The organism is Vibrio tapetis subsp. tapetis (assembly GCF_900233005.1).
Lineage (GTDB): Bacteria > Pseudomonadota > Gammaproteobacteria > Enterobacterales > Vibrionaceae > Vibrio > Vibrio tapetis.
On record NZ_LT960612.1, the window covers coordinates 57,996 to 83,552 of the forward strand.

Here is a 25,557-nt window from a genome sequence, read left to right on the forward strand (position 1 = left end):
ATGGCCATATTTTGCTATGATTACCTCCTCTATGCCAATGCCCAAGATCAAAATGCGTAATAAAGACTGCTTTTCTCGCCTAAACTCTCTTATTAGTACAACTTTCTTCCTTATTATTTCAGGGACGCAGGTAAGTTCCGCTTATGCAAGCGAGAAACTGTGTGCCATTTACCCTCATTTGAAAGACTCATATTGGCTTTCTGTTAACTACGGCATGGTCGATGAAGCGAAAAAACTAGGGCTTGAGTTAAAGGTACTTGAATCTGGTGGTTATCCTAATATTGAGAAACAACAGCAGCAGCTAATCGAATGTAAAGATTGGGGGGCAAGCGCCATTATTCTTGGGACGGTATCTCCTAATAGTTACCAAGGTGATCTAAGAGAAATGGTGGGCGATATCCCCATATTTGCGACCGTCAATCACCTTGAATCAAGCAGAGAAAACAGCATTTCCATTAAAGGGCACGTTGGCGCCGATTGGTATTGGATGGGGTATAAAACGGGGAAATTCTTGGCAAAGCGCCACCCTAAAGGCTCTGGTGAAGTAAAAATTGCTTGGTTGCCCGGGCCAAGATATCGTGGTGGAACGAAACCGGTTGCCAATGGTTTTTTAGATGCGATCAAGGATACCGACGTTAGTATCGTCTTGTCTTTATGGGCAGATAACGACAAAGAGTTACAGCGTAACTTGGTACAAAACGTTATGGAACACGAAGATATTGATTATATCGTGGGCAGTGCCGTCGCAATTGAAGCTGCGATCAGCGAATTACGTAATTCTGGTAAGCAAGAACAGATAAAACTGCTTTCTGTCTATTTAAGCCACGGTGTTTATCGCGGCATCAGACGAAATAAAGTCCTGTTTGCCCCAAGTGACAAAATGGTGTTACAGGGCAGAAAATCTGTACAGCAAGCCGCCTATTACTTAGCAGACTCCAATGAATTTGAATCCGACTATCAACCAACAATTGAAGCGCTTACGCCAAACAGTTACCCAAGAAAGGTCATTGATGAGTCACTATCTCCACCAGAATTTAGACCAATTTATAACGTAACACTTTCTGATTAAAATGTTATTTAGCTAACGTTTATTACAATTAGAACCTTGTTCAGCAATAAAAGTATGCATTATCGCTAACCATTTGCCATTATAACCAGCTGAACAACTTAACGAATGTATGATTCAGGGATCGTGCATCTTCTACCTTGGCTCTATTCGCATCACGCCATTGGGTAGCACAACAAGGAGTACTTGATGCAAACCACAACCAGAACATTACCTGCTCATAAACACATTGCTCTTGTCGCGCATGATAATTGCAAACCCGAGCTTCTTCGCTGGGTCATTGAAAATAAAGAAAAGTTGCAGGGACACTTCTTGTACGCAACAGGTACAACGGGTCATATGCTAAGTAGCAAGACTGGATTAGCAATTAAGAGCTTGATTAGCGGCCCAATGGGAGGCGACCAGCAGTTAGGCGCTTTAATTTCAGAAAGCAAAATTGACATGATGGTGTTCTTTTGGGATCCACTTAATGCGGTACCACATGACCCAGATGTAAAAGCACTATTGCGCATCGCGAGCGTTTGGAACATTCCAGTGGCGACGAATCGTGCAAGCGCAAAGTTTATGTTTGAATCACCTTTACTGCGTGAAGAAGTGGATATTGAAATTCCTGACTACGAAGCTTACCTAGCCGATCGTACTTAAGTTCAGGTTAAAGACTGACTAGAAATACCATGTCTATAAGAAAGCCGAGCATAGAGATCCGATTGGTTGGATGTCTTTATGTTCGGCTTATTTTCTCTAGTTAGTTAATTCTAACTCGCTCTTCCTCAGTAAGCGACTACGTGCTCTTCTCGCCAATCAAAACCTATTTGATGCGCAGTTTTCTTTGCTAAGCTTTGTTTCGATAACCGAGCAACAATCTGCAAACTCATATCAATGCCGGCCGACATCCCACTAGACGTCATCACCTCACCGTCTTCAACCCAACGCACATTCTTAACCACAGAAAGTGAGGGGTACTCTTGCGATAGTTGCTCGATATCCTGCCAATGAGTTGTGACTCTTCTTCCCTGTAGCAGGTTCGCTTTGGCAAGCAGAAATGCGCCCGTACCTACCGAAGCAATAAACTTCACCCGCTTAGCTTGTTCCTGAATCCACTCAATTCCTTCACTATTATTCATTTCATGCTTATGTGCACCCCCAACAACAATTAGCGCGTCGAGCTCAGGGTGGTTTTCAAATGAGCGATGTGGGAGCACTTGGAAACCGTGACGGGCAGAAACCGCACTTCCCCCTTCACTGATTAGATAAGGAGTGAATTGAATGCCATATTCACTTGCGTAGCGATTTGCGCTCGCAAAGACTTCATATGGCCCCGAAAAATCGATAGGTTCTGCATATTCGTATATGTAGATGCCAATGTTCATGTTTGATCCTAGCCTGTTATTTTTTATGACAGGGTAGTCTCCTGTTCGTAGCTCTTCTACAAAACCAGATGGATGAGCACCATAGAGAACCCACGCTTTTTCTTTAGCACGCGTGAGCGCAACATAGAACAAGCGTCGTTCTTCTGCATTTGGAAAATCATCTTGCGATTGCAGCAAAGCACCATCTAAATGAAGTTGTCTTTCGACACAGGGGAACTGCCCTTCATCAACGTTTAATATAAATACGAAGTCGGCCTCTTGGCCTTTACTCGCATGGCACGTCATGAACTGCAGTGACAAATTACTGAAGCGTTGCTTCCATTCATCCATTGTAGAGGGACAATGGTAATGATTACGTCCTAGTAAAAGCACATCTTTCCGTGTTGTCGCCTTATCATTTAATTTTATTAGCGACTCTTCGAGTATAGTCATTGGGCAAATATAAACTGACTTTTGTTTTATAACCTTTGCACTGTTCAACTCTTTATGCAACTGGTTGTCATTCTGCATGATAAATGTGTTAGCAACATCACCAATTCGGCTATTAAATCGATACGTTGTATCCAAATAATGCACAGAAGCACCGGTAAAGCGCTGACTAAAATCAGTCGTCAATTGTACATCTGCGCCAGCAAATCGATAGATGGCTTGCCAATCATCCCCTACTGCGTATAGCGACGCTCGCTCGTCAGATTTAGGTTGTAAACACAATGCTTCTAGCAAAGCTAACCGACTTGGCGAAATATCTTGATATTCATCCACCATTACGAATTGCCATTCAGGCTTGTATTTACCAGATTCAATGTATTTGGTCGCACGAGAAATCATGGTGTGGAAATCAATTTGATTTTGCTCTTTTAGCATCTGCTGCCAGGCTTGATAACAGGGCCAAGTCAATTGGAGTTCACTGTTTAACCGTGGATATTCTTCGTTTTCAACAATTCGCTGTTGTAGCTGTTTTTTGTTCAGTTGACAGGCAGACAATTGCTCTAACTGTTTTTCAAGCCAAGCAATTAACTTGGGGTTCTCCGATTGTGATCCAAGCTCTTCATCTCCAGTTAAATAGGCGATTGGCCATTGAGATAAATGTTTTTGCCATCGTTTAAAGTTGTTGTTCGCCGTCCAATGATATTTTAACCATTCAATGCACCAAGCCTGCTTAGCTTTATCATTAGTCGTAAGAGGGCTAATTGACACTGGCTCTTTTTCAACGTGCTTTATAATATCAAGCCCTAAACTGTGGAACGTTTTAACACTGACTTGCGCCGCCGCACTTCCGAGCTTGGTATCAAGTCTTTGCTTCATTTCCGAAGCGGCATTACGACCAAATGCAACCAGTAAAATTTGTTCCGGCAGAGCTTGATGACTTTGCAACAAATAGGACACTCTCGCGCTAAGTACGCTCGTTTTACCGCTACCCGCCCCCGCAAGAATCAAATTGTGGTCGTTGTTCATTAACACAGCTTGCTGCTGCGCAAGATTTAGCGGGCTAGACTCACATTGCTCGAATAAGACTTGCCAATATTGACGTTCACTCTCAAGCCAGACTTGATTACGAGTTTGTTGGAGCTCTTTTGGTTGCGCTAACCAACGCACGATATCTTCCATCTGCTTGGGCATCATTTGCTCGGCTTCATAAACCGATATATTCAGTTCATCTAAACCAGATGATACTCGATGTCCCCAATCGCTGACTTGAGATGTTGCCAAAAAGGCCGGTTGATTTTGTAAGCGGACAAGCGCTTCGTGCCACTGTGGCAGAAGTGAGTTGAGTCTTTCACACTGGGTATGATGCCAAGTCTGATAGCACTTTTGAGCATGACGAACAAAACGGCGGCAAGATTCCCAAGGCAAGCCTTGAACCAACCAGCACATTTCTTTTCCCTCATGAATGTGGGCGTGAAACATTAATTTCCCCCAAACAACGCCTCTTTCGATCGTTATTTTTCCGCTCCAAATTGAGAAAGGAATATGTTCTTCACTAAAATCTGACGCCAAAATAAGCTTATCAGCTTCGATACTGACTTCATTGTATTCATGCTGAACAAAGAACTTGGCTGAAGGGGTGGCGCAAAGTTGCATGGGAGGGTCCTTAAAATCTAACTATTGGCATCATAGTTATTATGCTCAACTAGTACAAGTCACCGATTCGATTACTCTTTTCACTCCACAAAATCAAAAACAACCTATCTACGGTGAATGTCGCTTACTTATCGGTCAATTGACCAAATTTTTATTTTTAATCATGAAGTTCAAGCCTGACTTTTGTTACACTCTGTTTTTTGAAAATTGAATAATTTAACGTGTCGATTCGTTCCGTTTTGCGTAAATATTGGACCAACAAAACCATCAACTACAGCGTTAGGGTTGCTATTGCTCTACTCGGTGTGGTTTTCAGCTGCTGGTACCTAGAGCAAAGTGCTGCCATCATCCCGCTAATATTGGGAGTTATTGCTGCCGCTCTAGCGGAAACAGACGACAGCTTGTGGGGGCGATTAAAAGCAGTCGTCCTTACTTTTGGCTGTTTTGCTTTCGCCGCTTTTTCAATTGAATTTCTGTTCGACAAACCTATTTGGTTTGCGGTCGGGCTGTTTATTTCATCTTTTGGCTTCATCATGCTGGGAGCAATCGGCCCTAGATACGCAAGTATTGCTTTTGGTTCATTACTGATCGCTATCTATACCATGTTAGGCGCGCATGAAAGCACGGATCTATGGACTCAACCAATTCAGCTCTTACTAGGGAGTGCTTGGTACTACTTAATTTCCATGATTTGGCAAATTTTCTGGCCGATGCAACCGGTTCAGCAAAGCTTGGCAACGGTTTTTAATCAACTTGCTAACTATCTAGAAACCAAGAGTGAGCTATTCCACCCGGTAACGGATCTGATCCCTCAGCCTCATAGGATCAAAGAAGCCAGTTTAAATGCCGCAACAGTAACATCGTTAAATGATACCAAAAACACCCTGTTGTCACGTTCGCGTCGAGGGCACATAGATGGCCCAAGTGACCGTTTTCTTAACATCTATTTCATCGCACAAGATATTCATGAACGCGTGAGCTCAACCCATTATCGTTACCAAGATTTAGCAGAGAATTTCCGTTATAGCGATGTTCTTTTTCGCTTCAAACATTTAATGAATGTACAAGCGAATGCCTGTCGCACTGTCGCGAACTCTTTGAATCTGGGAATTCAGTATGAGCACCAAGCAGAATGCTCCTCGGCGTTAAATGAGCTAAAGGACTCGATCACACACTTAGCCGAGCTTGATAATCCGAAATGGCGTCAATCGCTAAACCAACTGGTGTACCTTTTCCAAAACTTAGCCACCGTTGAAAAACAGCTTAGCAACGTATGCAATCCAGATGTTAAGCAAAACGAAAACGACGACATCTTAGACGATACGTCAGCTCATACGCCTAAGGCTATGTGGCTGAGAATCAAGACTAATTTAAATACAGATTCGATTTTGTTTCGCCATGCGATTAGGATGTCATTAGCACTAACCGCAGGTTACGGCATCATCCAAGGTTTCAATATTGAGCACGGCTACTGGATTTTGCTCACAACATTGTTTGTCTGCCAGCCCAACTACAGTGCTACAAAGCAAAAGCTCAGTGCACGAGTCATTGGGACACTTGCTGGCCTGCTTATTGGCGTTCCTCTTCTTACATTCTTCCCCACCGCCGAGAGCCAATTGGTCCTCATTGTATTGTCGGGAATTTTATTTTTCGCCTTTAGAATTAACAACTATGGATTCGCGACGGCATTTATCACCTTACTTGTGCTGTTCTGTTTCAATCAGCAAGGTGAAGGCTATGCTGTGGTGCTACCTAGGCTTGCGGATACCTTAATCGGATGTGGGTTAGCGGTACTTGCCGTAATGTACATCTTGCCAGACTGGCAAGCCAAACGTCTTCACACCGTTATGGCGGAGTCCGTTGTTGCAAACCAAACTTATTTGGCTCAGATCATTGGCCAATATCGCATTGGTAAAAAGGACACCTTAGCTTACAGAATCGCACGACGCGACGCACATAATAAAGATGCAGGCTTAAGTTCGTCGATCAGTAATATGCTTATTGAACCTGGGAAATACCGAAAAGCGGTCGATGAAAGTTTCAGGTTCTTGACGTTAAATCACGCGTTGCTGAGTTATATCTCAGCGTTGGGTGCTCACCGCACCCGCATAGAAGATGAGAAGACACATAGACTTGTTTTAGAAGCCCATAGCGTTATCTTTAAACATTTAAAAGTACTGTACGAACAACTACAGAATAACAACACTGAATTCTCGTTAGAGCACATTGAAGAAAATACAATGGAGCAACGACTTAGTGAGTGGCGAGATGAAGATGAGAATTCGGTAAAATTAGTATTACAGCAACTTCACTTGATCTACCGAATGCTGCCAGAACTTCATGAGCTCGCGAGTAAGTTCGCATTATGTAATGAAACGGCTAAATCCTGACTTTGTCAGCCTCCATTCTCTCCAACATATAGATCGCGTTTTACTCCAAGCCATGGTGGAGCATAACGTGATCTATGTCTCGTATCGATCAGATTCAAATTTATTTGACATAGATTGAACAAAAGCGCCTAACGGTACTCTTATAGTAACTTGCAAACGATTCTTATACCTTTACAAGGAGCCTCGCTATGACGTATTGCGCGAATGTTCTACCAATTAGTCACTCTAACGAGATGAATAATCCTATGCATAAACTTCAATTTGAGCAACTGATGACGAGAATTCTAGAATTGCCGCCGCAGCAATTATTGACACTGAGAAGTGAAATTGAAGGCAAGTTACATGAAGAACCATCGGAAATTATTCTTACCGATGAAGAAATACAGATAATCAGTGGCCTGTTCAGGGACTAACTTCCTCCACTGAACACTCGTCATACGTAAAGATCCATTTCCTCAGGCTAATACCGTTCAAAAGTTGCACTTTCTCTGGTTAAATATTAATCTATATATAGATATAACGGAGAAATATCATGCCAGTCTCCTCAATTCAGTCAGGCCGTAATATCATCCTCCAATCACAGGATATGGCCAAGCGTTCCACGGAAGAGCTAAATGCTAATGCTCGAAGTGAACAAGCTCGCCTAGAAGAAACCAGATCTGAACAAAAACGCATAGAATCGGCTCAAATGGAGGAGTCTCGTCTAGAGTCTCGTCTAGAGTCTCGTCTAGAGTCTCAACTTGAGCGAGCGCGACAAGAAACTGCACGATTAGAAGAAATGCAATCACAGCAGGAACAGAAATCCAACGTTGAGTTAGCAGATAACAATCAAGTTAACAACCTGCCTTCCGCACAGGAACAACGTGATCTTAACACTCAAAAAGACCTTCACGATCAACAAAAAAACGCATCGGCTACTGACGCTGCAGTAAAGCTAGAACAAGCCAAAAGCTATAACCGTGTTGGGACATCTGTCGTCCAGCGTTCCAACGATATGATCGGCACGATGCTAGATATTTCGATCTAATTCACTCGCTTACTGCTAATTTCATCAAATAAGCCTTCCTGACAGCACGTCTATGCTGCCAAGAAAGCTCTCTACATAGATTCCATTCCCTTAGCGATTGATGCCCCTGCTCTGATGCCTATACCTCAAAGCTAGCCTTCTAGCTTCTCTGGTGCATTATTCTTTAGTAGCGAAGCAATAACCGCAACCGTCATCACGAACAAGAGTACAGACAACGAGATCCAAGTTGGTATCGCCCAGGCGGTTTCTACTAGGCTCATCTTAATACCGATGAACACCATGATAAACGCCAGTGCCGTTCTCAGGTAAACAAACTTGTCTATCATACCTTGTAGTACAAAAAACAAAGAACGTAGCCCAAGCAGAGCAAATACGTTTGCAGCCAATACCAAAAACGGCTCTCTGGTTACAGCAAAGATCGCAGGAATCGAGTCGAGTGCAAAAACTACATCCATCATGGCGATCACGGCAATGACTATCGCCATTGGGGTTAGCCACAACAAGCCGTCTTTTTTCACTATTAACTTATGACCTTCGTAACCATCACTCACTCTGGATACACGTCTGAGCCAACGCTCGGGTAATGGGCTAATTCCATGATCTTCTTTCTCTGGCTTAAATAGTTGAATACCGGTCCAGATCAGGAAAGCGGCAAAGACATACAACACCCAATGGAAATTCATTAGTATTTTCGCTCCAATAACAATCATTACTGTGCGTAATACTAAAGCGCCGATGACTCCCCATAGTAACGCTCTCGGTCGCAAATCGTCTGGTACCATGTACTGATGGAATATGATGGTAAACACAAACAAGTTATCAACACTCAGGGATTTCTCTAGTAGATAGCCTGTTAGGAATGCTGTCGTCGCTTGCTTAGCGCTATAGTCACTATCTGGCGAATAAAATTCCCAGAAATAGAAGATAGATATGGCAAATGCGAATGCTATCGCGACCCATACCCCACTCCAAATTGCGGCTTTTTTAACGCTAATTTTACCGCCTCTTGTTTGCCAAATATCAAGAGCAACAAGAAGCATTGTGAACAGGCCGAAGCCATAATAAGTGAAGGGACTCATAAATCTTCCTCAGCACGGAAGATCTCATTTAGGGGGACCTTCCGCATACAAAAAACCTCGCAGATCAATGTACTAAACATTCGATCAAACAAGCTCAGATGCGTTGGTCTCGTTAAGGTGTTTCCACCTTTGCATACCGGATAAGCCTAAAGCTTAACGGGATGACGATATGCAAATTCTCATCAACTACTCCCCAAAACAAGCCGATGTTATTCTCAAAGATCCATTGAGTCTATCTATATTTTACGATTACTCGTAAAAATCCCATCATACATTCAAAAAAACCGTCGACTCAGAATCTTATAGGCAAAAAAAAGCCCCGCCAAATGGCAGGGCTCTCAACTGTTCGTTTCTAACGGTAAATACCGATATCACGCTGCATGTGTGATGAAAGATCACTAGCGTTATAGTTTTGCTCTGGTTCACTAGATACAAACAAGATATCGAGTAGATGAGCAATCAATCCTTTGAAATTTACTGAATAAGTTTTCTTATCCATTGACGCTGGAACTGCGATAGTGTTGATTTGCATTACCTGTGCCATGATTGCCTCACAAAATTGGGTTTATTATTTTCGTTGAAGCAATAATAGGCATTTTTCATGTGATTAAATAATGACAAATCTTCTTTATTCGCATTAGTTATCCTAATGATACAAGTCATTAACAAAGGCCCATTTCACGGCATCACTTTTCATGCATTTAAATTCAATATTGTGCATTTATTCCGCATAATGTTTCAAATAATACAATCAACCCTCTTCCACTTTAACAAATAAATTACAATATATTCTTACTTTTAATTTGCACTAATCAGAGAGCAAACTTGAACTCTAAGTTACTACAGATAAAGGATATATTAACTTCGCGATTAATTTAGCGAACATATAAATTAGCAATCATCCTATAAGCACAATCGATAGCTTGAACATTTAGTCCAACCGACTTACACCATCTGACATATTGTGCCAACAATACACCCTTTTAACGAACGATTTACTAATAATCAAACTAATCCAAATGCTTCTGTCATCAGTTCTATTCACGGCACGACCCTGCATGAGTAGTTTGCACTTCTTTTTAACTTTACACCTGGCAAAGAAGCCTCACGAATCACGGCTAACCTGTCTTAACGCCCATTCAACATAACAATTTGTTACACACTGACTAGATAAGATTAACTTATAATATACAATAACTTAAACTGATATATAACATAATAAGCACGCAATCCTGTATTGAATGATTTCTTTTACTCACAAGTTAAATAATAGTCATTCGCAAAAAACTAACCATGGATACGATAGTTCGTGATTTACCAAGGTAATTATTATGATTAATAGCATACTCAATCAATTCAGTGTTTCAGCCAAAATACGCTTCATTATTGTGTTTGCCAGTTTGCTCATTTTGGGCGCTAAAGTTGTGTCAGCCTATTCTCTCAAAGAACAAATATTGGAAGAACGGAACGCAGCAGCAAAAGCCTTAGTCGAGAGCACCATCAGTCAAATAGACAATCTGACAAAATCGAGAACGGTTCCAGTGCTCCAGGGTAGTGAATTGTCTGTTGAACAACTTAAAAAACTGGCCTTACAGCAGATTCAATCTACCCGATATGGGGAAAATGGTTATCTTTGGGTTAATGATCTTAATGGCAACATGTTGATGCACCCAATTAAGCCTGAACTTAATGGCCAAAACATGATTAAAAGTAATACCGATTACGTCGCGTATGCGTTTAAGCAATTTGTTACGATTGCCAACCTAAAGGGCAGCGGCTTTGTCTCCTATCAATGGCCTAACCCTGGAGAGACATTGCTCCAAAACAAGGTCTCTTTTGTTGGTAAAGCCTCTTTCTTACCTTGGGTTGTTGGTACCGGTGTTTACATTGATGACGTAGAAGACGCTTTTCAACAGGAACTGATTTCCACCGCTTTGTACACAGTGCTGTTTGTCTTAGCCCTGTTCATCGTTTCAGCCGTGATCGCTAAAAACATCACCAAGCCATTGCAGCGAATAACAAAAACCATGACGCTCATAGCGGAAGAGAAAGATCTGAGCATCTCGATGAAAAATACAGGCCGAGATGAACTGTCGCATATGGCGAAAGCATTCAACAAAATGAATAGTAACCTTCGCGATGTTGTCGTTAATATTCACGGCAATACCGACTCCCTAGCCTCACAAGCTGAAGAGCTCTCATGCGTAAGCCATCAAATACAAGCAGGCATCGAGGAGCAGAAAAAACAAACCTTGTCGGTAATAGAACGGGTCGATGTACTGTCCAAATCATCTTCAGGTGTTTCAGACAAAGCCAAGTACGCCCTCGCAGCGACCAACGAATCGCACCAAACGGTGTCGGATGGGCACGATGAAGTCGCTCAAAATATTGAAGCCATTCAAAGCGTTTCTAACCATGTAAAAGATGCCGTGAGTGTTGCCGATAAACTGGATTCATCTTCTCAGCAAATAGGCAATATTCTTGATGTCATCAAACACATTGCTGACCAAACGAACCTCTTAGCATTAAATGCAGCGATAGAAGCGGCTAGAGCGGGTGAACAGGGAAGAGGCTTTGCTGTTGTGGCAGATGAGGTTAGAACGCTTGCACAGCGTACACAGGAGTCTACGGGTAACATTCAAACCATTATTACCGAGCTGCAAGAAGGCGTTCATCAAACAGTGCTCAGCATGAAAGCATGCGAAGAAAAAACAGAAATCGGCATCACCAGCGCAACACGTTGTGGACAGGCTCTTGAAAGTATTAAGTCTTCTGTCAACTCACTGAACGAAGTGGCCGGCGATATTGTTGACTCTACGGAGCAACAGCAACAGCAAATATCCAGTATCAGTCATAGTGTCAGTAGCATTTCAGCGGTGACGGAACAAACCCAATCTGGCACTCACCACACCGCGCAATCGAGTGAACAACTTAGCAACATGGCGCAGCAACTCAATGGCTTAGTTAACAAGTTTAAGATTTAGTCTATCGAGATTTGTTTTTAGATTTAAAATCACGACAGCCTTCTACCAAGAGGGCTGTAACCTGTGCTGATTTAACCTGAACCAAGTAATACCTTCATTTTACGAACGGCAAGCTCTATCGCAAAAAACGCATTCGGCTCGGCCTTGCCCAGTCTTGCATAACGGCCACATTTTGACTTTTAGCACCTTCTGAAAACAAACAACATTTAATTACGTTATCTGGTTATAAAATCTCATTCACCGAAACGAACTCACATGGCTATTCATTTCAACTAAATGATCGGCCTTGTGAAGGCCTCATTTTCTTAAACAAATAATCGTTCTTATTCTAGATACAAAAAAACCGAGCCTAAGCTTAATGCCGATCGTTTAGCTACTTGAACGATCCTCCAGAGGCCTCATAATCGGTCGTAACGTAAGTTACGGCCGATTTTTTATGTCTGAGTTTTCAAAAGAGTTACAGGTTACCGCAGAGTTTTGCCACGAACGTCCAATCGATGTGTTTAATAAACACATTCCTTGGGAATGGGTTGAAGAAGCTGTTCAACAAACTGGACGAGTATCGCTCAGAAAGCGACGCCTCCCCGCAGAGCAAGCTGTTTGGTTAGTATTAGGGATTGGGCTCCAACGTAATCGCTCCATTCAAGATGTCTGCGACAAGTTGGAGTTAGCATTCCCTGATGTAGATGGTGAACTCACACCTATGGCAACAAGCAGTATTATCAAGGGGAAAGAACGCCTCGGCGATAAACCTATGCGTTACTTATTTAAAACTACAGCCCAACAGTGGGAGCAACAATCAGACTTTGACGAAGTTTGTGGCTTAAAGCTTCTTAGTGTCGATGGAACGTATTTCAAAACTCACAATACCGAAGAAAATCAGCATTTTGGGTTTGCTCAAAAAGGTGCATCATTTCCAAGCGTGTTGGCAGTAACATTAATGTCTACACGTAGCCACCTTGTGTCCGATGCTGCTTTTGGACCAGTAACAAACAGTGAAATATCATATGCCCAACAACTTGTGGGGTCAGCACCAGATGACTCATTAACACTTTTTGATAGAGGGTTCACTTCTGCGGAGTTATTTACCAGCTGGCAGGGTGCTAGCAGTAACAGCCACTGGTTAACACCAATCAAAACCAAAATGCGCTATGACATAATCGAGAGTTATACTGATTATGATCATCTCATTGAGATGCCTGTTTCACCACAAGCTCAAAAGCAGACTCCCTATCTTGGCAAGAGATGGCAAGCACGCCTTATTCTAATTCCAACCCCTAAAGGTGAAATCAAAGGCTTCATTACTTCGTGCTTATGCCCTGAGCGCTATCTGTTTGATGACTTAGTTAAAGTGTATTGGGAGCGTTGGGAAATCGAACGCAGTTACGGCGAACTAAAGCAGTATCAGTTACAAAACAAACCAACATTACGAAGTAAGAAAAAAGTCGGGATATATCAGGAGCTATGGGGAATATTAACCAGCTATAACATCGTGAGGCTGGAAATGGCTGAGATGGCTAAACAACATGAAGTTGAGCCTCTACGGATCAGCTTCATTAATGCCTTATTTTTGATTATGGATGAGATGATTTGGGCGAGCGACACTCGAAGTCCAGGAGCGATACCAAAAAACTTAAAAGCTCTCAGGGACAATGGGAAGCGGCTTATTCTCCCCAAGAAACGGAAAAGGAAACCATACCCCAGAGCGGTTTTAAAAAAGCCAGCCCGATACCCCAATAAACATGCCACTCGCTCTTAAGCGAGTGGCATTAAGCCTAAGCTCGGTTTTTATTATTCAGAATTCTGAATTAGCCTTCGCTACGTGGAGAACGCTCACCACGATGGCTACCACGGTGATCACCACCACGGTTGCGATCGAAACGACGCTCGCCGCCTTCACGATTACCGCCGCCATCGCGAGAACCACGACCGCCTTCACGGTTGCCACGGTAACCGCCACCTTCACGGTTGCCGTCACGTTGACCACGATGGCCTTGACGAGCACCGTCACGGTTTCCGCCACGAGGGCCACCGTCACGACGGCCACCACGAGATTCGCGGAAGTCATCAAAGTCACATACTACAGCGCCAACTTCTTTCTGACGAATACGTAGCTTGCTTAGCTTGCCAGTTACTTCAGAGTTCATTGTTTTTGGAAGCTGTACAAACGTGTGGCCTTGAGCCAGTTTGATTGCACCAATAGAACCTTTAGTTAGGCCAAGCTCGTTCGCTAGAGCGCCAACGATGTCTTTAACTTGGACGCCTTGCTCACGACCAACTTGTAGCTGGTAAGTAGCCCAATCAGCAGTGTTGCCACCGTAGCTACGGCCACCATCACGACCGCCATCACGACCGCCATCACGGCTGTCACGTGGATTATCACGACGCTCTTTACGACGCTTCTTATCACGCTCGATTGCTTCGATCATTGGGTCTGGACCTTCGTAGAACAAAGGACGCTTGCCTTGTTGACGCTTAAGAAGCATTGCAGCAAGAGTAGTTGCATCGATTTCTAAGTTCGTTTGAAGCTTCTCGATAAGCTCTACAAAACTTTCTAGTGCTTTGTGTTCTTTATCTGCTTCTAGCTCAGCACCTAGTTTAACTAGACGTGCCTCAGCTACTTGATCACGTGCTGGAAGTTCAATTTCTTCCATTTGTGATTTAGTAACACGCTCGATAGTACGTAGCATACGGATTTGGTTAGTGCGAACAAGAAGAATCGCTTTACCTTTACGTCCAGCACGGCCAGTACGACCAATACGGTGAATGTAAGACTCAACATCGAATGGGATGTCGTAGTTAAATACGTGAGTGATTCGTGGAACATCAAGACCACGCGCAACAACATCAGTTGCTACTAGGATGTCGATAACACCTTGTTTGATGTTGTCAACAGTACGCTCACGGATAGACTGAGGAATATCACCGTGCAGTGCAGCAGCTTTAAAGCCACGAGCAGATAACCAATCAGCTAGGCGCTCAGTATCTTGACGAGTACGAACGAACACGATTGATGCATCAGTTTCTTCAGTTTCAAGTAGACGAGACATTGCTTCGTCTTTTTCTACGCCTTTCACTACCCAGTAGTTTTGCGCTACTTTATCAACAGTGTGGTTAGTACCAGCAACGTCAACGCGAGCAGGGTTACGTAGGTAACGGTCAACAATAGTCTTAACCATTGGAGGCATAGTTGCAGAGAACAATACACGTTGTGCAGATTCTGGCGCTTTCTCAAGAATCCAAGTAACGTCGTCTACAAAACCCATTTTAAGCATTTCATCTGCTTCATCTAGAACAAACGTATGAGCTTGGTCTAGGTGTAGGCGTTCACGAGTTAGAAGATCTTTAACACGACCAGGAGTACCAACAACAATGTGAGCACCACGGCTTAGAGCGCGCATTTGATCAACGATAGATGCACCACCGTAGATTTCTAAAACTTTAAGGCCTTTAACGTCACGACCAAGGTTTTTGATTTCTGCAGCAACTTGAATAGCAAGCTCACGAGTTGGCGCCATGATGATTGCTTGAGGTTTGTGTTGGTTCAGATCAATTTTGTTCAGCAGAGGAAGAGAAAACGCTGCTGTTTTACCAGTACCTGTTTGCGCTTTACCTAACGCATCTCTGCCTTCTAGAAGCAAAGGAATAGCTGCTGCTTGAATTGGAGTTGGTGAAACGAAACCCATGCTATCAAGAGCTGAAAGGATGTTTTCGTTAAGGGCTAATTCATTAAATTGAATTACAGATTCGGACATTGGGATCCCACTATATATCTAAGTAAACAAAAGGTCCCACGTGCTCTACCACTTCCAATACCAATCCAATATCGAGTACTGATTCCATTCAAATGCGGAAAAGTAAAAAAACGCATCAAAGCCGCTTGGGACATATCAAGGGAGCAGGATTCTGCCCTAAAAGCATAAGAAAAGCTAGAAAAAATTGAATTTCATCACAATTTTGGGGATTTTTTTCCATTTCAGGTCATAAAAAGGTCATTTTGCATAAGAATCGCTCTGCAAGCTACGTCACGTCTCATTTTATATGGTTGCATAATGATCACTTTGGCTAGCATTGATGTCCTTCTAGCATTATAGTGATGCAGCCCATTCTCAACGACCGAATATGATGTTTCAAGATAATCCTTTATTAGCTCAGCTCAAGCAACAAATCAAACAAACCCTTAAAACAAAAGAGGGTACGATAAAAGCGACCGAGAAAGGTTTTGGCTTTCTAGAAGTAGACAGCAAGCACTCTTTTTTCATTCCGCCTCCTTATATGAAAAAATGCATGCACGGCGATAAAGTCGAAGCCATCATACGCACAGAGAAAGACAAAGAAGTCGCCGAACCAGACAAATTAATAGAGCAAGGCTTAAATCGATTCATCGGCCGAGTGAAGATGTTCAAGGGCCGCCTCAACGTAACGCCCGATCATCCTCAACTCAAAAAGCTGTCTTTAAAAGCCAAAGCAAGAAAAGGATTAAACCCTGAATTACTTGAAGAAGGTGATTGGGTCGTCGCTCATCTTACTCAGCACCCCCTAAATGGTGATAAAGACTTCTTTGTCGAGATCTCAGAAAAAATCACCGACGCAAACGACAAAATTGCGCCGTGGTGGGTGACTCTAGCGCAAAACGATTTACCTAATTCAGAACCTGAGGGTATCGACAATTGGCAACTAAACGATGACGCCGACTTAGAGCGTGTCGACATGACTGAAACGCCTTTCGTTACCATTGATGGAGCATCGACCAAAGATATGGACGATGCACTCCATGCGAAAAAGCTGCCTTCCGGTGATTTTGAGCTAACCATCGCAATTGCCGATCCAACAGCTTATATCTCTGTTGAGTCAGATATGGACAAAGTGGCACGACAACGCGGCTTCACTATCTACTTGCCGGGTCGCAATATCCCAATGCTACCAAGAGATCTAGCCGACAATTTGTGTTCACTTATCGAAAATGAACTGCGCCCTGCCCTATGTTGCAAAGTAACAGTTAGCAGTGACGGCGTGATCGGGAACGACATCCACTTCTTCGCCGCGAATATCAAGTCTCATGCTCGGTTAGCCTATGACCCGGTTTCTGATTGGTTAGAAACGGGCGAAAGCAGTGAGTGGTCACCAAGTGCAGAAATTGGCAACGTCGTTCAAGATCTTTACGAATTTTCCAAAGCCCGTGCAACATGGCGTAAAAACAACGCCGTTGTGTTCCCAGACCGACCTGACTATCGCTTCGAATTAAGCGAAGACAACGACGTGGTGGCCATTCACGCTGATATGCGCCGAACCTCTAATCGACTTGTCGAAGAGTCAATGATCACGGCAAACATCTGTGCAGGTAAAGCGCTTAAAGAAAAATTTGCAATGGGTGTCTTTAATACCCACTCAGGTCTAAAAGAAGACAAGATCAAAGATGCACTCGAGCTTGTGAACCCCGACGGTGACAAACCTTTCACTCAAGAAAGCCTAGCGACCCTTGAAGGATTCAGCGCATTGCGCCGCTGGTTGTCTGAACAAGACACGCCTTATTTAGACAACCGTATGCGTAAGTTCCAAGCCTACAGTGAAATTGGCAACCAGCCACTAGCACACTTCGCTATGGGTTTAGATATCTACGCAACGTGGACGTCACCTATTCGTAAATACGGCGACATGATCAACCATCGTATGTTAAAAGCGCTGATCTTAGATAAAGAGCCAGAGCAAACTCCGGATGAAACCGTGGGAGAAGAACTGGCGCTGCATCGCAAGCACCACAACATGGCTGAACGTAATGTCGGTAACTGGTTATATGCGCGTACACTTGTTGATTCACCTAAAAATGAAACCGTCTACGACGCTGAAATTTTTGATGTGAACCGCGCTGGCGCTCGTGTGCGTCTCATTGAAAACGGGGCAGCGGCATTTGTGCCAAGCTCTCAAATCATGGATAACCGCGAGCGTATTGAATGCAACGGTGAAAAAGGCCAGATCTCAGTAGACGGCAACATCGAATGGCAACTTGGTGACACACTTCAAGTATGCCTAATCGACGTAAACCTTGAGAACAGAAACCTGGTTGCTAAGCCAACTAAGATATTTCCTGAGCCAATAACTAAAGAAGAGATTTCCGAGTAAAAACAGCTTATTAGCGAGTACAGGGTTCTGTACTCGCTGTCTAGTTCAGCCTAATGCCCTCTACCACAATTCTAAATCTACACATCTATCAATAAGTTAAGCAACTCTGATAAACTTGTCTCATTAGTTGGTATCAGTCATAATTCGTTGCATCTTTACTTGCTTTAATCGAAGTAATCTAAATAATTAACGTTATGTCCACTAAATTTCGAGATGCACTATGCCGAATGTAACCCTTCAACGATTTTCACATTTTTACCAACGTAATCGTGACAAGTATCACTCGACTAGCCCTGTAGTATTTTATGTGCAGAAAGGCAGTGCTTCTTTTCAGTTCCCTGATGGCGTGATCGGGCAACTGAATGAAGGTGAGTTTACGCTTCTTGATATTTCGATGCTTACTGAAGTCGAAACCACTAGCAGTGAAGAAGAATTTCAAGCCATAGGTATTCACCTTGATACGTCTCTTTTGCAAGGGGTAAAAGCCGGCAATCAAGAGTATGTATTTGGAGAGAGCGAAAATGGTTTCGCAAAATTGGATTACACCAACAGCGTCGCCCATTCTGTACTCGACCTTCTTATTTCGGCTCTCGACAATGGTGAAGCTCCGAACCAAGAAACAATGACATTCTTGGCAAAATCTCTCGTAAGCGAGATGCTCTGTACTTACCCGGGTTTACGCCGTTTGATTCATAATTCATTTGAGTTAAAAGTAAGCCAACGCGTTATCCAATATATTGAGCAAAACATTCGGAACGAAATCTCCCTCGAAGGGGTCTCTCGTACTCTAGGTATGTCGCCAGCTACCCTGAAACGTAGGCTATCTGCAGAAAGCCTATCGTTTTCTAACCTTTTAAAAGAAAAACGCATTAATTATGCTGCAAACCAGCTTCGTGCTTCTCATGAATCTATTTGTGATATCGCTTTTCAAAGTGGCTTCAAGAGTGCAGCACATTTCAGTACGGCATTTAAAAGCGTCCAAGGTATTACTCCGAAAGAGTTCCGTTCTCGTATTAACTGGAACAGAGAAGAACTGCGTCATTTAGCGGTTTAGCTTTCTTTGAATTCAAATTCTTACTTTCAATTCAAATAAAAACAGGAGGCAAAATGCCTCCTGTTTTTGTATCTAAGGTACTCTCAGGCTCAATACCAAATACTGTTATCACGGTCGCTTTCTACCACTGAAATCAGCTTCGAAATGTCTTTGTCGAATGCCAATAAAGGGTGTGGTTGCCATAATTTAACCAAACTCTCTTCTTCTCTTTCGTTGACATACAATTTCCAAAGCGCAGTTTCAGGGTCAAATTCCAGTTTAGCAACCTGAATCGAATAGTCTGCACTGACTGAATCCAGTTTAAAAAATGCTTTACTAAACACAACGCCAGACTCAATCACTTGAAAAGAAGCCTTACCGTGCTCAATAGGTAGACCTTGGTTTCTTTGAACGCATAATCGATGAGCCAATTTTTCTAAACGTTGGCGATCAACATCACAAACCAGCATCGCTTCGTCCCCCACTTCCGTATTGATGACAATAACTATAATACGGAATGCTCAAGCTATCCCGTAAGTTCGCCAAATAATCAGATCGCAATCATAAAACAGACCGTTAACGAGTTTCACAAAACTGTCATCATTACGACATAAGATAGGCGGCAATTACTAATAATGGAGTTTTACCTATGTCTCGAGTTGCGTTAGCTGCTCTACTTTCTGTGCTCGCCTTTTCAACAACGGCCAAGGAAGTAAATATTTCTGGATCAACCTCAGTAAGCCGCATAATGGATGTACTTGCTGAGCAGTTCAACAACACGCACCCAGAGACCTACATTGCGGTTCAAGGGATTGGCTCTACCGCAGGCATTACGATGGTAAATAAAGGTGTCAGTGAGCTTGGTATGAGCTCTCGCTACCTAACTGAAGCTGAATTTAACAAAGATATGATCGTTAAACCGATCGCATTTGATGGCTTGGCTGTTGTAATCAACAAATCAAACCCAATCAGCAATCTGTCTCGTGAGCAACTGACCAACATCTATTTAGGTAAAGTCAAAAACTGGAAAGACGTGGGTGGAGAAGACAGGACGATTGCCGTTGTGACTCGTGAAGGGTCATCAGGATCACGTTATAGCTTTGAGAGCTTGTTAGGGCTGACTAAAATTGTTAATAACCGTTTGGTATCCAATATTAACCCTGAGAACTTGGTCGTAAACAGCAACAGCATGGTAAAGACCATTGTTAATCATAACCCGCAAGCCATTGGTTTCGTCTCTTTAGGGTCGGTTGATCAGTCTGTTCGCCTTATCTCTTTTGAGAATGTAAAACCCACTTCCGCAAATATTTCTAACAACAAATATGAGTTGGCTCGTCCTTTTCTCATCATTTATCACCAAGAAGACTTAACGAAAAGTGGTCAGCAGTTTGTCAGCTATATCACTTCTGATGAAGGACAAAATATTATTCAAGATTACGGTTATACCCCAATCAAAAAATAAACCTTCATCAACAAAAAAGGAGCTGATATCAGCTCCTTTTTTTAATCTAATAAATTCGACTCGTTAGATAACCAGACGAATGACCGATACGGCAATACAGCCTGGTCTGCGCACGCCATCGATTTCAACTTTAATTTCACGCTCGACTTCTAAGCCCTTTGGAACCGGAGTTACCTTCAATAACTTACTTCTTGCTCTGATCTGGCTGCCGGCTTTCACAGGGTAAGGAAAACGTACATGATTGAGTCCGATATTGACGGTCATTTTTGCCGTCGGAAACTGAGGTTTCTCTGGATCGACGCTATCGGTCAGCTTTGGCAGCATCGATAACGTCAAAAAACCGTGCGCTATTGGTGTTTTGAACGGCGACTCTTGCTCTGCTCGTTCTGGGTCGGTGTGAATCCACTGCATATCTTCAGTGACTTTCGCAAACGCATCAATGCGCTCTTGATCAATCATAACCCAGTCGCCCACGTGTATTTCTTCACCCAGTTTAGACTGCAGTTCTAGATACAACGCTTCGCCTTCAGGGCTGAGCTCTATTATCGGCTTAGATTCATTTACCGCAGGTGTTTGATAGTCTTTGATCCACGGGAAAATCTGCTGGGCATGTGAATTATTAACAAATTCACTCCAGTACTCTCTTAATGTAGGATTCATCAGATCGCGCAATTCCGGCAATTCAAAATGATGTTTCCGCGCAAGAGATTCACTCTTGTGCTTAAGAATATCAACGACTTTCATATCTAACCTTCATAAATAAAGCCTCTCTAATTAGAGCCTTACATCACAATTTTGAACCACTTCTCATATGCAGGCAAATACTTTCGGGCGAACACGCGTATTCCGAATGCCATATAAATAATAAATATCAATAGGTTACATAATAAAACATTATTTTATTATCATTTTAAATAGTAAGCAGGTGTCTTAAATAATTAGCGATCAGTTAAATTACGAACCATACATTAAAAATCAGACTAAATCTGTTTGCCAATCATGCATTTCGCTCAACTAACGCTCGAACGAACACTATTTGCAAATTCTTGCTTTACAACGACACGATCCACTTATAATATGCGCTTCAACAACGGAGAGATGGCTGAGTGGTCGAAAGCACCGGTCTTGAAAACCGGCAGTCGTTTGTAGCGGCTCTAGGGTTCAAATCCCTATCTCTCCACCAATTCGAAGAAACCGCTAATTATTTAGCGGTTTTTTTTCGTCTTGAATTTGAGGCAAAGATTGCAAGAACGGATCTGTTCTGAGTTCACCAGTTTTAAACGATGCGTGCAGCGAGGTAAGATCTACTATATTGGCAATCAGTGATAGTAGATCTAATGTCAGTTACTGATCTTTTTTCTCGATCGTAATTTCAATCGACTTACTGTTACCCGCAAACCACTTCTGGACATACAGTGACCCTACGATAGGCGCACTCCCTTCCTCCGGAACTTCCTTATAGCGAACACTATTCTTGGTCTCTTTTTCGTATTCAAATTGAACAACTTTCTTCGACATAGTTATCTCATCACATTCATTTGTCTAATAAGCTACATATTACACAAACTAACGCCCAAACGTGAACACCAATCCCCCCTCCTCCTAAGCGGACACACACCAAATAGTATGACTAATCGCCTGAGTTTACGTCAGCTCGCCTCCAAACCCGAACTATTCAACTTCCCCTCCCTTCTGTAATCGCTATCTTGGCAAAAACCTTACTGGAAAATTTCATGGCTACTGCACGAAAACATCTCATCTCCGTCGATGCAACACCCTACTATCACTGCGTTTCAAGATGCGTCAGGCAAAGTTTTTTATGTGGCGAAGATAACATTACCAATAAGAGTTACGAGCATCGAAGAGACTGGATCGAGCACAAAATACAGTCACTCTCCCACACCTATTGCATCAATGTTTGCGCGTACGCTGTCATGAGTAATCACTACCACTTGGTGTTGCACATCAATCGTGACAAAGCTTTGAAGTTATCCCTCGCTGAAGTCATTGAACGCTGGAGCTATAATCATAAACTGCCTGTGCTGGTTCAGCGCTGGCTGAACAAACAGTTAAAGAGCCAAGCAGAAGAAGACAAATGTTTAGAAATTATCGAAGTATGGCGAGAGAGGTTATGGTCTCTAAGCTGGTTCATGAAAGAGCTCAACTACGAGATTGCCTGTAAAGCAAATGAAGAAGATCAGTGTTCAGGGCACTTTTGGGAAAGTCGCTTCAAAAGCCAAGCACTGCTGGATGAAAAAGCCTTAGCTGCTGCCATGGCGTATGTGGATTTAAACCCTGTTCGAGTAGGTATCGCACCTTCCCCAGAACAATCTGACTTTACCTCTATAAAAGCAAGGCTTAAAGCTCTTAACGAACATCTTGAAACCGCACCTTGCTTACACCCGTTCATAGGTAATTCAACTAATCAATTAATCGACGGAATCCCCTTTCGATTAATGGATTACATCGAATTAGTCGATTGGACAGCCAGACAATTTCGAGAAGGAAAAGCATCAATAGCTGGACATCTACCACCCATTTTAGAAAGGCTTAACTTTAACCAAAATAGCTGGCTAGAAGTGTGTACTTCACTCGAAAAAAAACGCTCCACAGCCATAGGCTCACCAAGCAGCCTAGCGCAAGCAAAAATCGCTTTAGATAAGTCACGAGTTCACTATTATCCACTCGAATAGACAACGACTCACTCTTCATAACGCAGTATCCAAGACCGACACTCAGTTGGTTAGTTGCGCTTGGTTCAAATTCAAAATGACAACGATCTTTAATTAACAACAACTATTCCATATATCTTTCTGAACCTACTTCCTTACGATATCTAAAAGAAATAGCTTACATTACTCACGTAGTGACTTCATTTGGTGCGTCTTCTTTCGTGTGTGTCTATTTAAAATAGCCATCTGCTAAGGTGCCTGTCCCCTTAGTACCTTGTGAAGATTACATTCTAAGTCCACCGTCTACCTCTAACACTCTTCCATTGAAATAGTCATTTTCAAAGATGAATTTAGCGGCCTGAGCTATTTCTGCTGGAGCGCCAATTCGACCCACTGGCACCATCTTGTTAAGCCTTTCTATGGCTTCGGGTTTAAGTTGTTCGGCCATAGAGGTTTGAACAATGCCAGGAGCGATGGCAGTGGATCTGATGCCATAGCGTGCCAGTTCTTTCGCCCAACCTTGCGCCATCGTTGCAACGGCCGCTTTAGAAGCCGCATAATTGGTTTGCCCAATATTTCCTTCTCTCGCCACACTCGATATATTGATGATGACTCCTTTACGCTGGGTATTTATCATTTGCGCCGCGGCTTCTCTTCCACATAAGAATGTACCGGTAAGGTTGACGTTGATTACAGAATTGAACTGTTCAAGAGACATTTTAGTCATCTCACCGTCTTTCACTTTTACTAACAAGCCATCACGAAGTATTCCTGCGTTATTGATTAGCCCATCGAGCTGCCCAAAGTCTTGGCTAATGGTGTCAAACACAGTCACAACGTCTTGTTCGTTGGTAACATCAACCTCATAAGTTAGCGCTTTAACCCCAAGCATATGGCACTGGTCTTGTGTTTGTTTCAGCGCTTGGTGGTTCACATCCAATAGTGCTAATTCGGCTCCAGATTGAGCGAGCGTTATCGCCATCATTTGCCCTAAGCCTTGCCCTGCTCCAGTAATAGCAATCACACTCTCTTTAAGGTTCATTCTTTTATTCCTTATTCTCAGTCATTTTTCTAGTTTGACTATTATCCATACCTAGCCGAGCGAGTGGATGTTGCTTAATATTCCACAATGGTGCAAACAAGCCATCAATCACCGACTCATCAACGTTAACAATGCTCGAAAACAACCAATTGGGCTTGCCATCTTTATCGACCAAACGAGCCCGTACTCCCTCTTGAAATTCGCCGAGCGTAGCGCATCGAACCGATAGTCCGAGCTCCAAACGAAAGCACTCAGCCAAAGACAGCGTATTCCATTGTTTGATTTGTCGAAAACAGATATGAACCGTTATTGGACTTCCGTCTCGCAAATTACGCTTCGCGCTTTCCAGCCATTGATGTTCATTAATGATTTGAGGCTCAATTGCTTCTTTTCGGTCGCTTTCACGGCGACATAAAGCATAAAAATCTGTAATTATTTGATTCAAATTTTTGTTCGCGAATATCGTTTGGATCTCGTCTAAGTATCTCGTTAAAGAACCTTCTGGCTTCAAATCACTATTGAGAACGAATAAACCTTCGAGTAACTCGGTCACGATAAGATCTCGGTCTTCTGTGTCTTGCCAGTCACAGATCTGCAACTGCTCAAGGGCGGTAATACGCTGCTCGCTAGAAAGATAATGATTTGCCAAACCGACCTCTAACGCATCACACCCATTTATCTGAGCTCCTGTTAAGCCAATAAATAGTCCTACGCTTGGGTCTATCCGATTTAAAAACCAAGTCGCCCCTACATCTGGGTAAAGACCGATACTCACTTCCGGCATTGCCAAGCGCGACTTAGCGGTCACCACTTTATGACTCGAGGCCATATAGAGCCCCATGCCTCCCCCCATTACAATACCGTCACCCCACGCGATGACTGGTTTGCTAAAAGTATGAATGAGATAGTCGAGTTGGTACTCCAAAGTGAAATAACGCGTGCAAAAATATTCCACCTCATTTTTTGCCTTTTCCGACATCACTTGATACATGGTTCGTACATCACCACCAGCACAAAACGCTTTGCCTCCAGAACCCTCAAGCCAAACGCACGCTACGCGCTCGCAACGATTCCATGCATCCAACTGATCCTTCAATTGGTGCAACATCTCAAATGTAAGGGCGTTGAGTGATGCAATGTTATCCAACGTCACCACTCCCACCGAGTGAACGCCGTTAGAACAAGGAAGCTCTTCAAAATTAACCTGACCTATTGGCATTGCAGCCTCCT

The 25,557-nt window shown here is 43.0% G+C and carries 19 protein-coding genes, 1 tRNA gene and 2 pseudogenes; 12 read left to right on the top strand and 10 right to left on the bottom strand.

Annotated elements, in window-relative coordinates:
- Positions 1-52 precede the first annotated feature (52 nt).
- A complete protein-coding gene (torT, locus tag VTAP4600_RS17465; RefSeq protein WP_102525429.1) occupies positions 53-1,069 on the top strand; it encodes a TMAO reductase system periplasmic protein TorT in 1,017 nt (338 codons plus the stop codon).
- Positions 1,070-1,255: 186 nt separating this feature from the next.
- The gene (locus VTAP4600_RS17470; protein WP_102524092.1) at positions 1,256-1,711 is read left to right on the top strand and encodes a methylglyoxal synthase; all 456 of its coding nucleotides are present in this window, start codon (positions 1,256-1,258) and stop codon (positions 1,709-1,711) included.
- Between the two features lie 125 nt (positions 1,712-1,836).
- Here VTAP4600_RS17470 and VTAP4600_RS25985 read toward each other — a convergent pair whose 3' ends face one another.
- Together VTAP4600_RS25985 and helD are read right to left on the bottom strand one after the other, a co-directional pair.
- The gene (locus VTAP4600_RS25985; protein WP_172443226.1) at positions 1,837-2,436 is read right to left on the bottom strand and encodes a DJ-1/PfpI family protein; all 600 of its coding nucleotides are present in this window, start codon (positions 2,434-2,436) and stop codon (positions 1,837-1,839) included.
- Between the two features lie 21 nt (positions 2,437-2,457).
- Positions 2,458-4,518: pseudogene (helD, locus tag VTAP4600_RS17475) on the bottom strand (DNA helicase IV); the annotation flags it as partial.
- Positions 4,519-4,739: 221 nt separating this feature from the next.
- Between helD and yccS the strand changes: the two are divergent.
- From yccS to VTAP4600_RS17495, 3 genes are all read left to right on the top strand, one after another.
- On the top strand, positions 4,740-6,908 hold the full coding sequence (yccS, locus tag VTAP4600_RS17485; protein WP_102524095.1) for a YccS family putative transporter: 2,169 nt from the start codon (positions 4,740-4,742) through the stop codon (positions 6,906-6,908).
- 188 nt (positions 6,909-7,096) lie between these two features.
- A complete protein-coding gene (locus VTAP4600_RS17490) occupies positions 7,097-7,321 on the top strand; it encodes a sigma-70 family RNA polymerase sigma factor (RefSeq protein ID WP_102524096.1) in 225 nt (74 codons plus the stop codon).
- Between the two features lie 119 nt (positions 7,322-7,440).
- On the top strand, positions 7,441-7,935 hold the full coding sequence (locus VTAP4600_RS17495) for a hypothetical protein (protein WP_102524097.1): 495 nt from the start codon (positions 7,441-7,443) through the stop codon (positions 7,933-7,935).
- Positions 7,936-8,066: 131 nt separating this feature from the next.
- Here the strand turns inward: VTAP4600_RS17495 and VTAP4600_RS17500 are convergent, their stop codons facing one another.
- The gene (locus tag VTAP4600_RS17500; protein WP_102524098.1) at positions 8,067-9,014 is read right to left on the bottom strand and encodes a TerC/Alx family metal homeostasis membrane protein; all 948 of its coding nucleotides are present in this window, start codon (positions 9,012-9,014) and stop codon (positions 8,067-8,069) included.
- A 352-nt stretch (positions 9,015-9,366) separates the two neighbouring features.
- A complete protein-coding gene (locus tag VTAP4600_RS17505) occupies positions 9,367-9,558 on the bottom strand; it encodes a hypothetical protein (protein ID WP_102524099.1) in 192 nt (63 codons plus the stop codon).
- 787 nt (positions 9,559-10,345) lie between these two features.
- Here VTAP4600_RS17505 and VTAP4600_RS17510 point away from each other — a divergent pair.
- Both VTAP4600_RS17510 and VTAP4600_RS17515 read left to right on the top strand, forming a co-directional pair.
- Positions 10,346-11,998, top strand: coding sequence for a methyl-accepting chemotaxis protein (locus tag VTAP4600_RS17510; RefSeq protein WP_102524100.1), 1,653 nt, complete (start codon positions 10,346-10,348; stop codon positions 11,996-11,998).
- 436 nt (positions 11,999-12,434) lie between these two features.
- Positions 12,435-13,757 (top strand): IS4 family transposase, encoded by a 1,323-nt coding sequence (locus VTAP4600_RS17515; protein WP_012397019.1) that lies wholly within the window; start codon positions 12,435-12,437, stop codon positions 13,755-13,757.
- A gap of 49 nt (positions 13,758-13,806) precedes the next feature.
- Here VTAP4600_RS17515 and VTAP4600_RS17520 read toward each other — a convergent pair.
- Positions 13,807-15,841 (bottom strand): annotated as a pseudogene (locus tag VTAP4600_RS17520) (DEAD/DEAH box helicase).
- Between the two features lie 282 nt (positions 15,842-16,123).
- Here VTAP4600_RS17520 and rnb point away from each other — a divergent pair.
- The gene (rnb, locus tag VTAP4600_RS17525; RefSeq protein ID WP_102525430.1) at positions 16,124-18,118 is read left to right on the top strand and encodes an exoribonuclease II; all 1,995 of its coding nucleotides are present in this window, start codon (positions 16,124-16,126) and stop codon (positions 18,116-18,118) included.
- Between the two features lie 220 nt (positions 18,119-18,338).
- The gene (locus VTAP4600_RS17530; RefSeq protein ID WP_102524102.1) at positions 18,339-19,172 is read left to right on the top strand and encodes a helix-turn-helix transcriptional regulator; all 834 of its coding nucleotides are present in this window, start codon (positions 18,339-18,341) and stop codon (positions 19,170-19,172) included.
- Between the two features lie 89 nt (positions 19,173-19,261).
- On the opposite strand, the gene VTAP4600_RS17535 is transcribed toward VTAP4600_RS17530, so the two are convergent.
- Positions 19,262-19,621, bottom strand: a complete 360-nt coding sequence (locus VTAP4600_RS17535) for a DUF3024 domain-containing protein (protein ID WP_102524103.1) — start codon at positions 19,619-19,621, stop codon at positions 19,262-19,264.
- A 179-nt stretch (positions 19,622-19,800) separates the two neighbouring features.
- Between VTAP4600_RS17535 and VTAP4600_RS17540 the strand changes: the two genes are divergently transcribed.
- Positions 19,801-20,613, top strand: a complete 813-nt coding sequence (locus tag VTAP4600_RS17540; protein ID WP_102524104.1) for a phosphate ABC transporter substrate-binding protein — start codon at positions 19,801-19,803, stop codon at positions 20,611-20,613.
- Positions 20,614-20,676: 63 nt separating this feature from the next.
- On the opposite strand, the gene VTAP4600_RS17545 is transcribed toward VTAP4600_RS17540, so the two are convergent.
- Entirely contained in the window at positions 20,677-21,357 is a 681-nt protein-coding gene (locus tag VTAP4600_RS17545; protein WP_102524105.1) for a MaoC family dehydratase, read from the bottom strand.
- Between the two features lie 348 nt (positions 21,358-21,705).
- On the opposite strand from VTAP4600_RS17545, the gene VTAP4600_RS17550 reads away from it, so the two are divergent.
- Positions 21,706-21,796: transfer RNA gene (locus VTAP4600_RS17550), tRNA-Ser, on the top strand.
- 161 nt (positions 21,797-21,957) lie between these two features.
- On the opposite strand, the gene VTAP4600_RS25990 is transcribed toward VTAP4600_RS17550, so the two are convergent.
- Positions 21,958-22,131, bottom strand: a complete 174-nt coding sequence (locus VTAP4600_RS25990; RefSeq protein WP_172443167.1) for a hypothetical protein — start codon at positions 22,129-22,131, stop codon at positions 21,958-21,960.
- A gap of 215 nt (positions 22,132-22,346) precedes the next feature.
- On the opposite strand from VTAP4600_RS25990, the gene VTAP4600_RS17555 reads away from it, so the two are divergent.
- Positions 22,347-23,306 carry a transposase gene (locus VTAP4600_RS17555; protein WP_172443168.1) on the top strand — a complete coding sequence of 320 codons (960 nt, stop codon included), beginning with the start codon at positions 22,347-22,349 and terminating at the stop codon, positions 23,304-23,306.
- Positions 23,307-23,568: 262 nt separating this feature from the next.
- Here VTAP4600_RS17555 and VTAP4600_RS17560 read toward each other — a convergent pair whose 3' ends face one another.
- Together VTAP4600_RS17560 and VTAP4600_RS17565 are read right to left on the bottom strand one after the other, a co-directional pair.
- The gene (locus tag VTAP4600_RS17560; protein WP_102524106.1) at positions 23,569-24,327 is read right to left on the bottom strand and encodes an SDR family oxidoreductase; all 759 of its coding nucleotides are present in this window, start codon (positions 24,325-24,327) and stop codon (positions 23,569-23,571) included.
- A gap of 4 nt (positions 24,328-24,331) precedes the next feature.
- Positions 24,332-25,546 (bottom strand): enoyl-CoA hydratase/isomerase family protein, encoded by a 1,215-nt coding sequence (locus VTAP4600_RS17565; protein WP_102524107.1) that lies wholly within the window; start codon positions 25,544-25,546, stop codon positions 24,332-24,334.
- Positions 25,547-25,557 lie beyond the last annotated feature (11 nt).

Coding starts and splice junctions, on each gene's coding strand:
- VTAP4600_RS17510 (WP_102524100.1), top strand. CDS start 10,346: ATGATTAATAGCATACTCAATCAATTCAGTGTTTCAGCCAAAATACGC.
- VTAP4600_RS25985 (WP_172443226.1), bottom strand. CDS start 2,436: ATGAACATTGGCATCTACATATACGAATATGCAGAACCTATCGATTTT.
- VTAP4600_RS17530 (WP_102524102.1), top strand. CDS start 18,339: ATGCCGAATGTAACCCTTCAACGATTTTCACATTTTTACCAACGTAAT.
- VTAP4600_RS17500 (WP_102524098.1), bottom strand. CDS start 9,014: ATGAGTCCCTTCACTTATTATGGCTTCGGCCTGTTCACAATGCTTCTT.
- VTAP4600_RS17495 (WP_102524097.1), top strand. CDS start 7,441: ATGCCAGTCTCCTCAATTCAGTCAGGCCGTAATATCATCCTCCAATCA.
- VTAP4600_RS17490 (WP_102524096.1), top strand. CDS start 7,097: ATGACGTATTGCGCGAATGTTCTACCAATTAGTCACTCTAACGAGATG.
- VTAP4600_RS17540 (WP_102524104.1), top strand. CDS start 19,801: ATGTCTCGAGTTGCGTTAGCTGCTCTACTTTCTGTGCTCGCCTTTTCA.
- torT (WP_102525429.1), top strand. CDS start 53: ATGCGTAATAAAGACTGCTTTTCTCGCCTAAACTCTCTTATTAGTACA.
- rnb (WP_102525430.1), top strand. CDS start 16,124: ATGTTTCAAGATAATCCTTTATTAGCTCAGCTCAAGCAACAAATCAAA.
- VTAP4600_RS17515 (WP_012397019.1), top strand. CDS start 12,435: ATGTCTGAGTTTTCAAAAGAGTTACAGGTTACCGCAGAGTTTTGCCAC.
- VTAP4600_RS17545 (WP_102524105.1), bottom strand. CDS start 21,357: ATGAAAGTCGTTGATATTCTTAAGCACAAGAGTGAATCTCTTGCGCGG.
- VTAP4600_RS17470 (WP_102524092.1), top strand. CDS start 1,256: ATGCAAACCACAACCAGAACATTACCTGCTCATAAACACATTGCTCTT.
- VTAP4600_RS17505 (WP_102524099.1), bottom strand. CDS start 9,558: ATGGCACAGGTAATGCAAATCAACACTATCGCAGTTCCAGCGTCAATG.
- VTAP4600_RS17535 (WP_102524103.1), bottom strand. CDS start 19,621: ATGCTGGTTTGTGATGTTGATCGCCAACGTTTAGAAAAATTGGCTCAT.
- VTAP4600_RS17555 (WP_172443168.1), top strand. CDS start 22,347: ATGGCTACTGCACGAAAACATCTCATCTCCGTCGATGCAACACCCTAC.
- VTAP4600_RS25990 (WP_172443167.1), bottom strand. CDS start 22,131: ATGTCGAAGAAAGTTGTTCAATTTGAATACGAAAAAGAGACCAAGAAT.
- VTAP4600_RS17560 (WP_102524106.1), bottom strand. CDS start 24,327: ATGAACCTTAAAGAGAGTGTGATTGCTATTACTGGAGCAGGGCAAGGC.
- VTAP4600_RS17565 (WP_102524107.1), bottom strand. CDS start 25,546: ATGCCAATAGGTCAGGTTAATTTTGAAGAGCTTCCTTGTTCTAACGGC.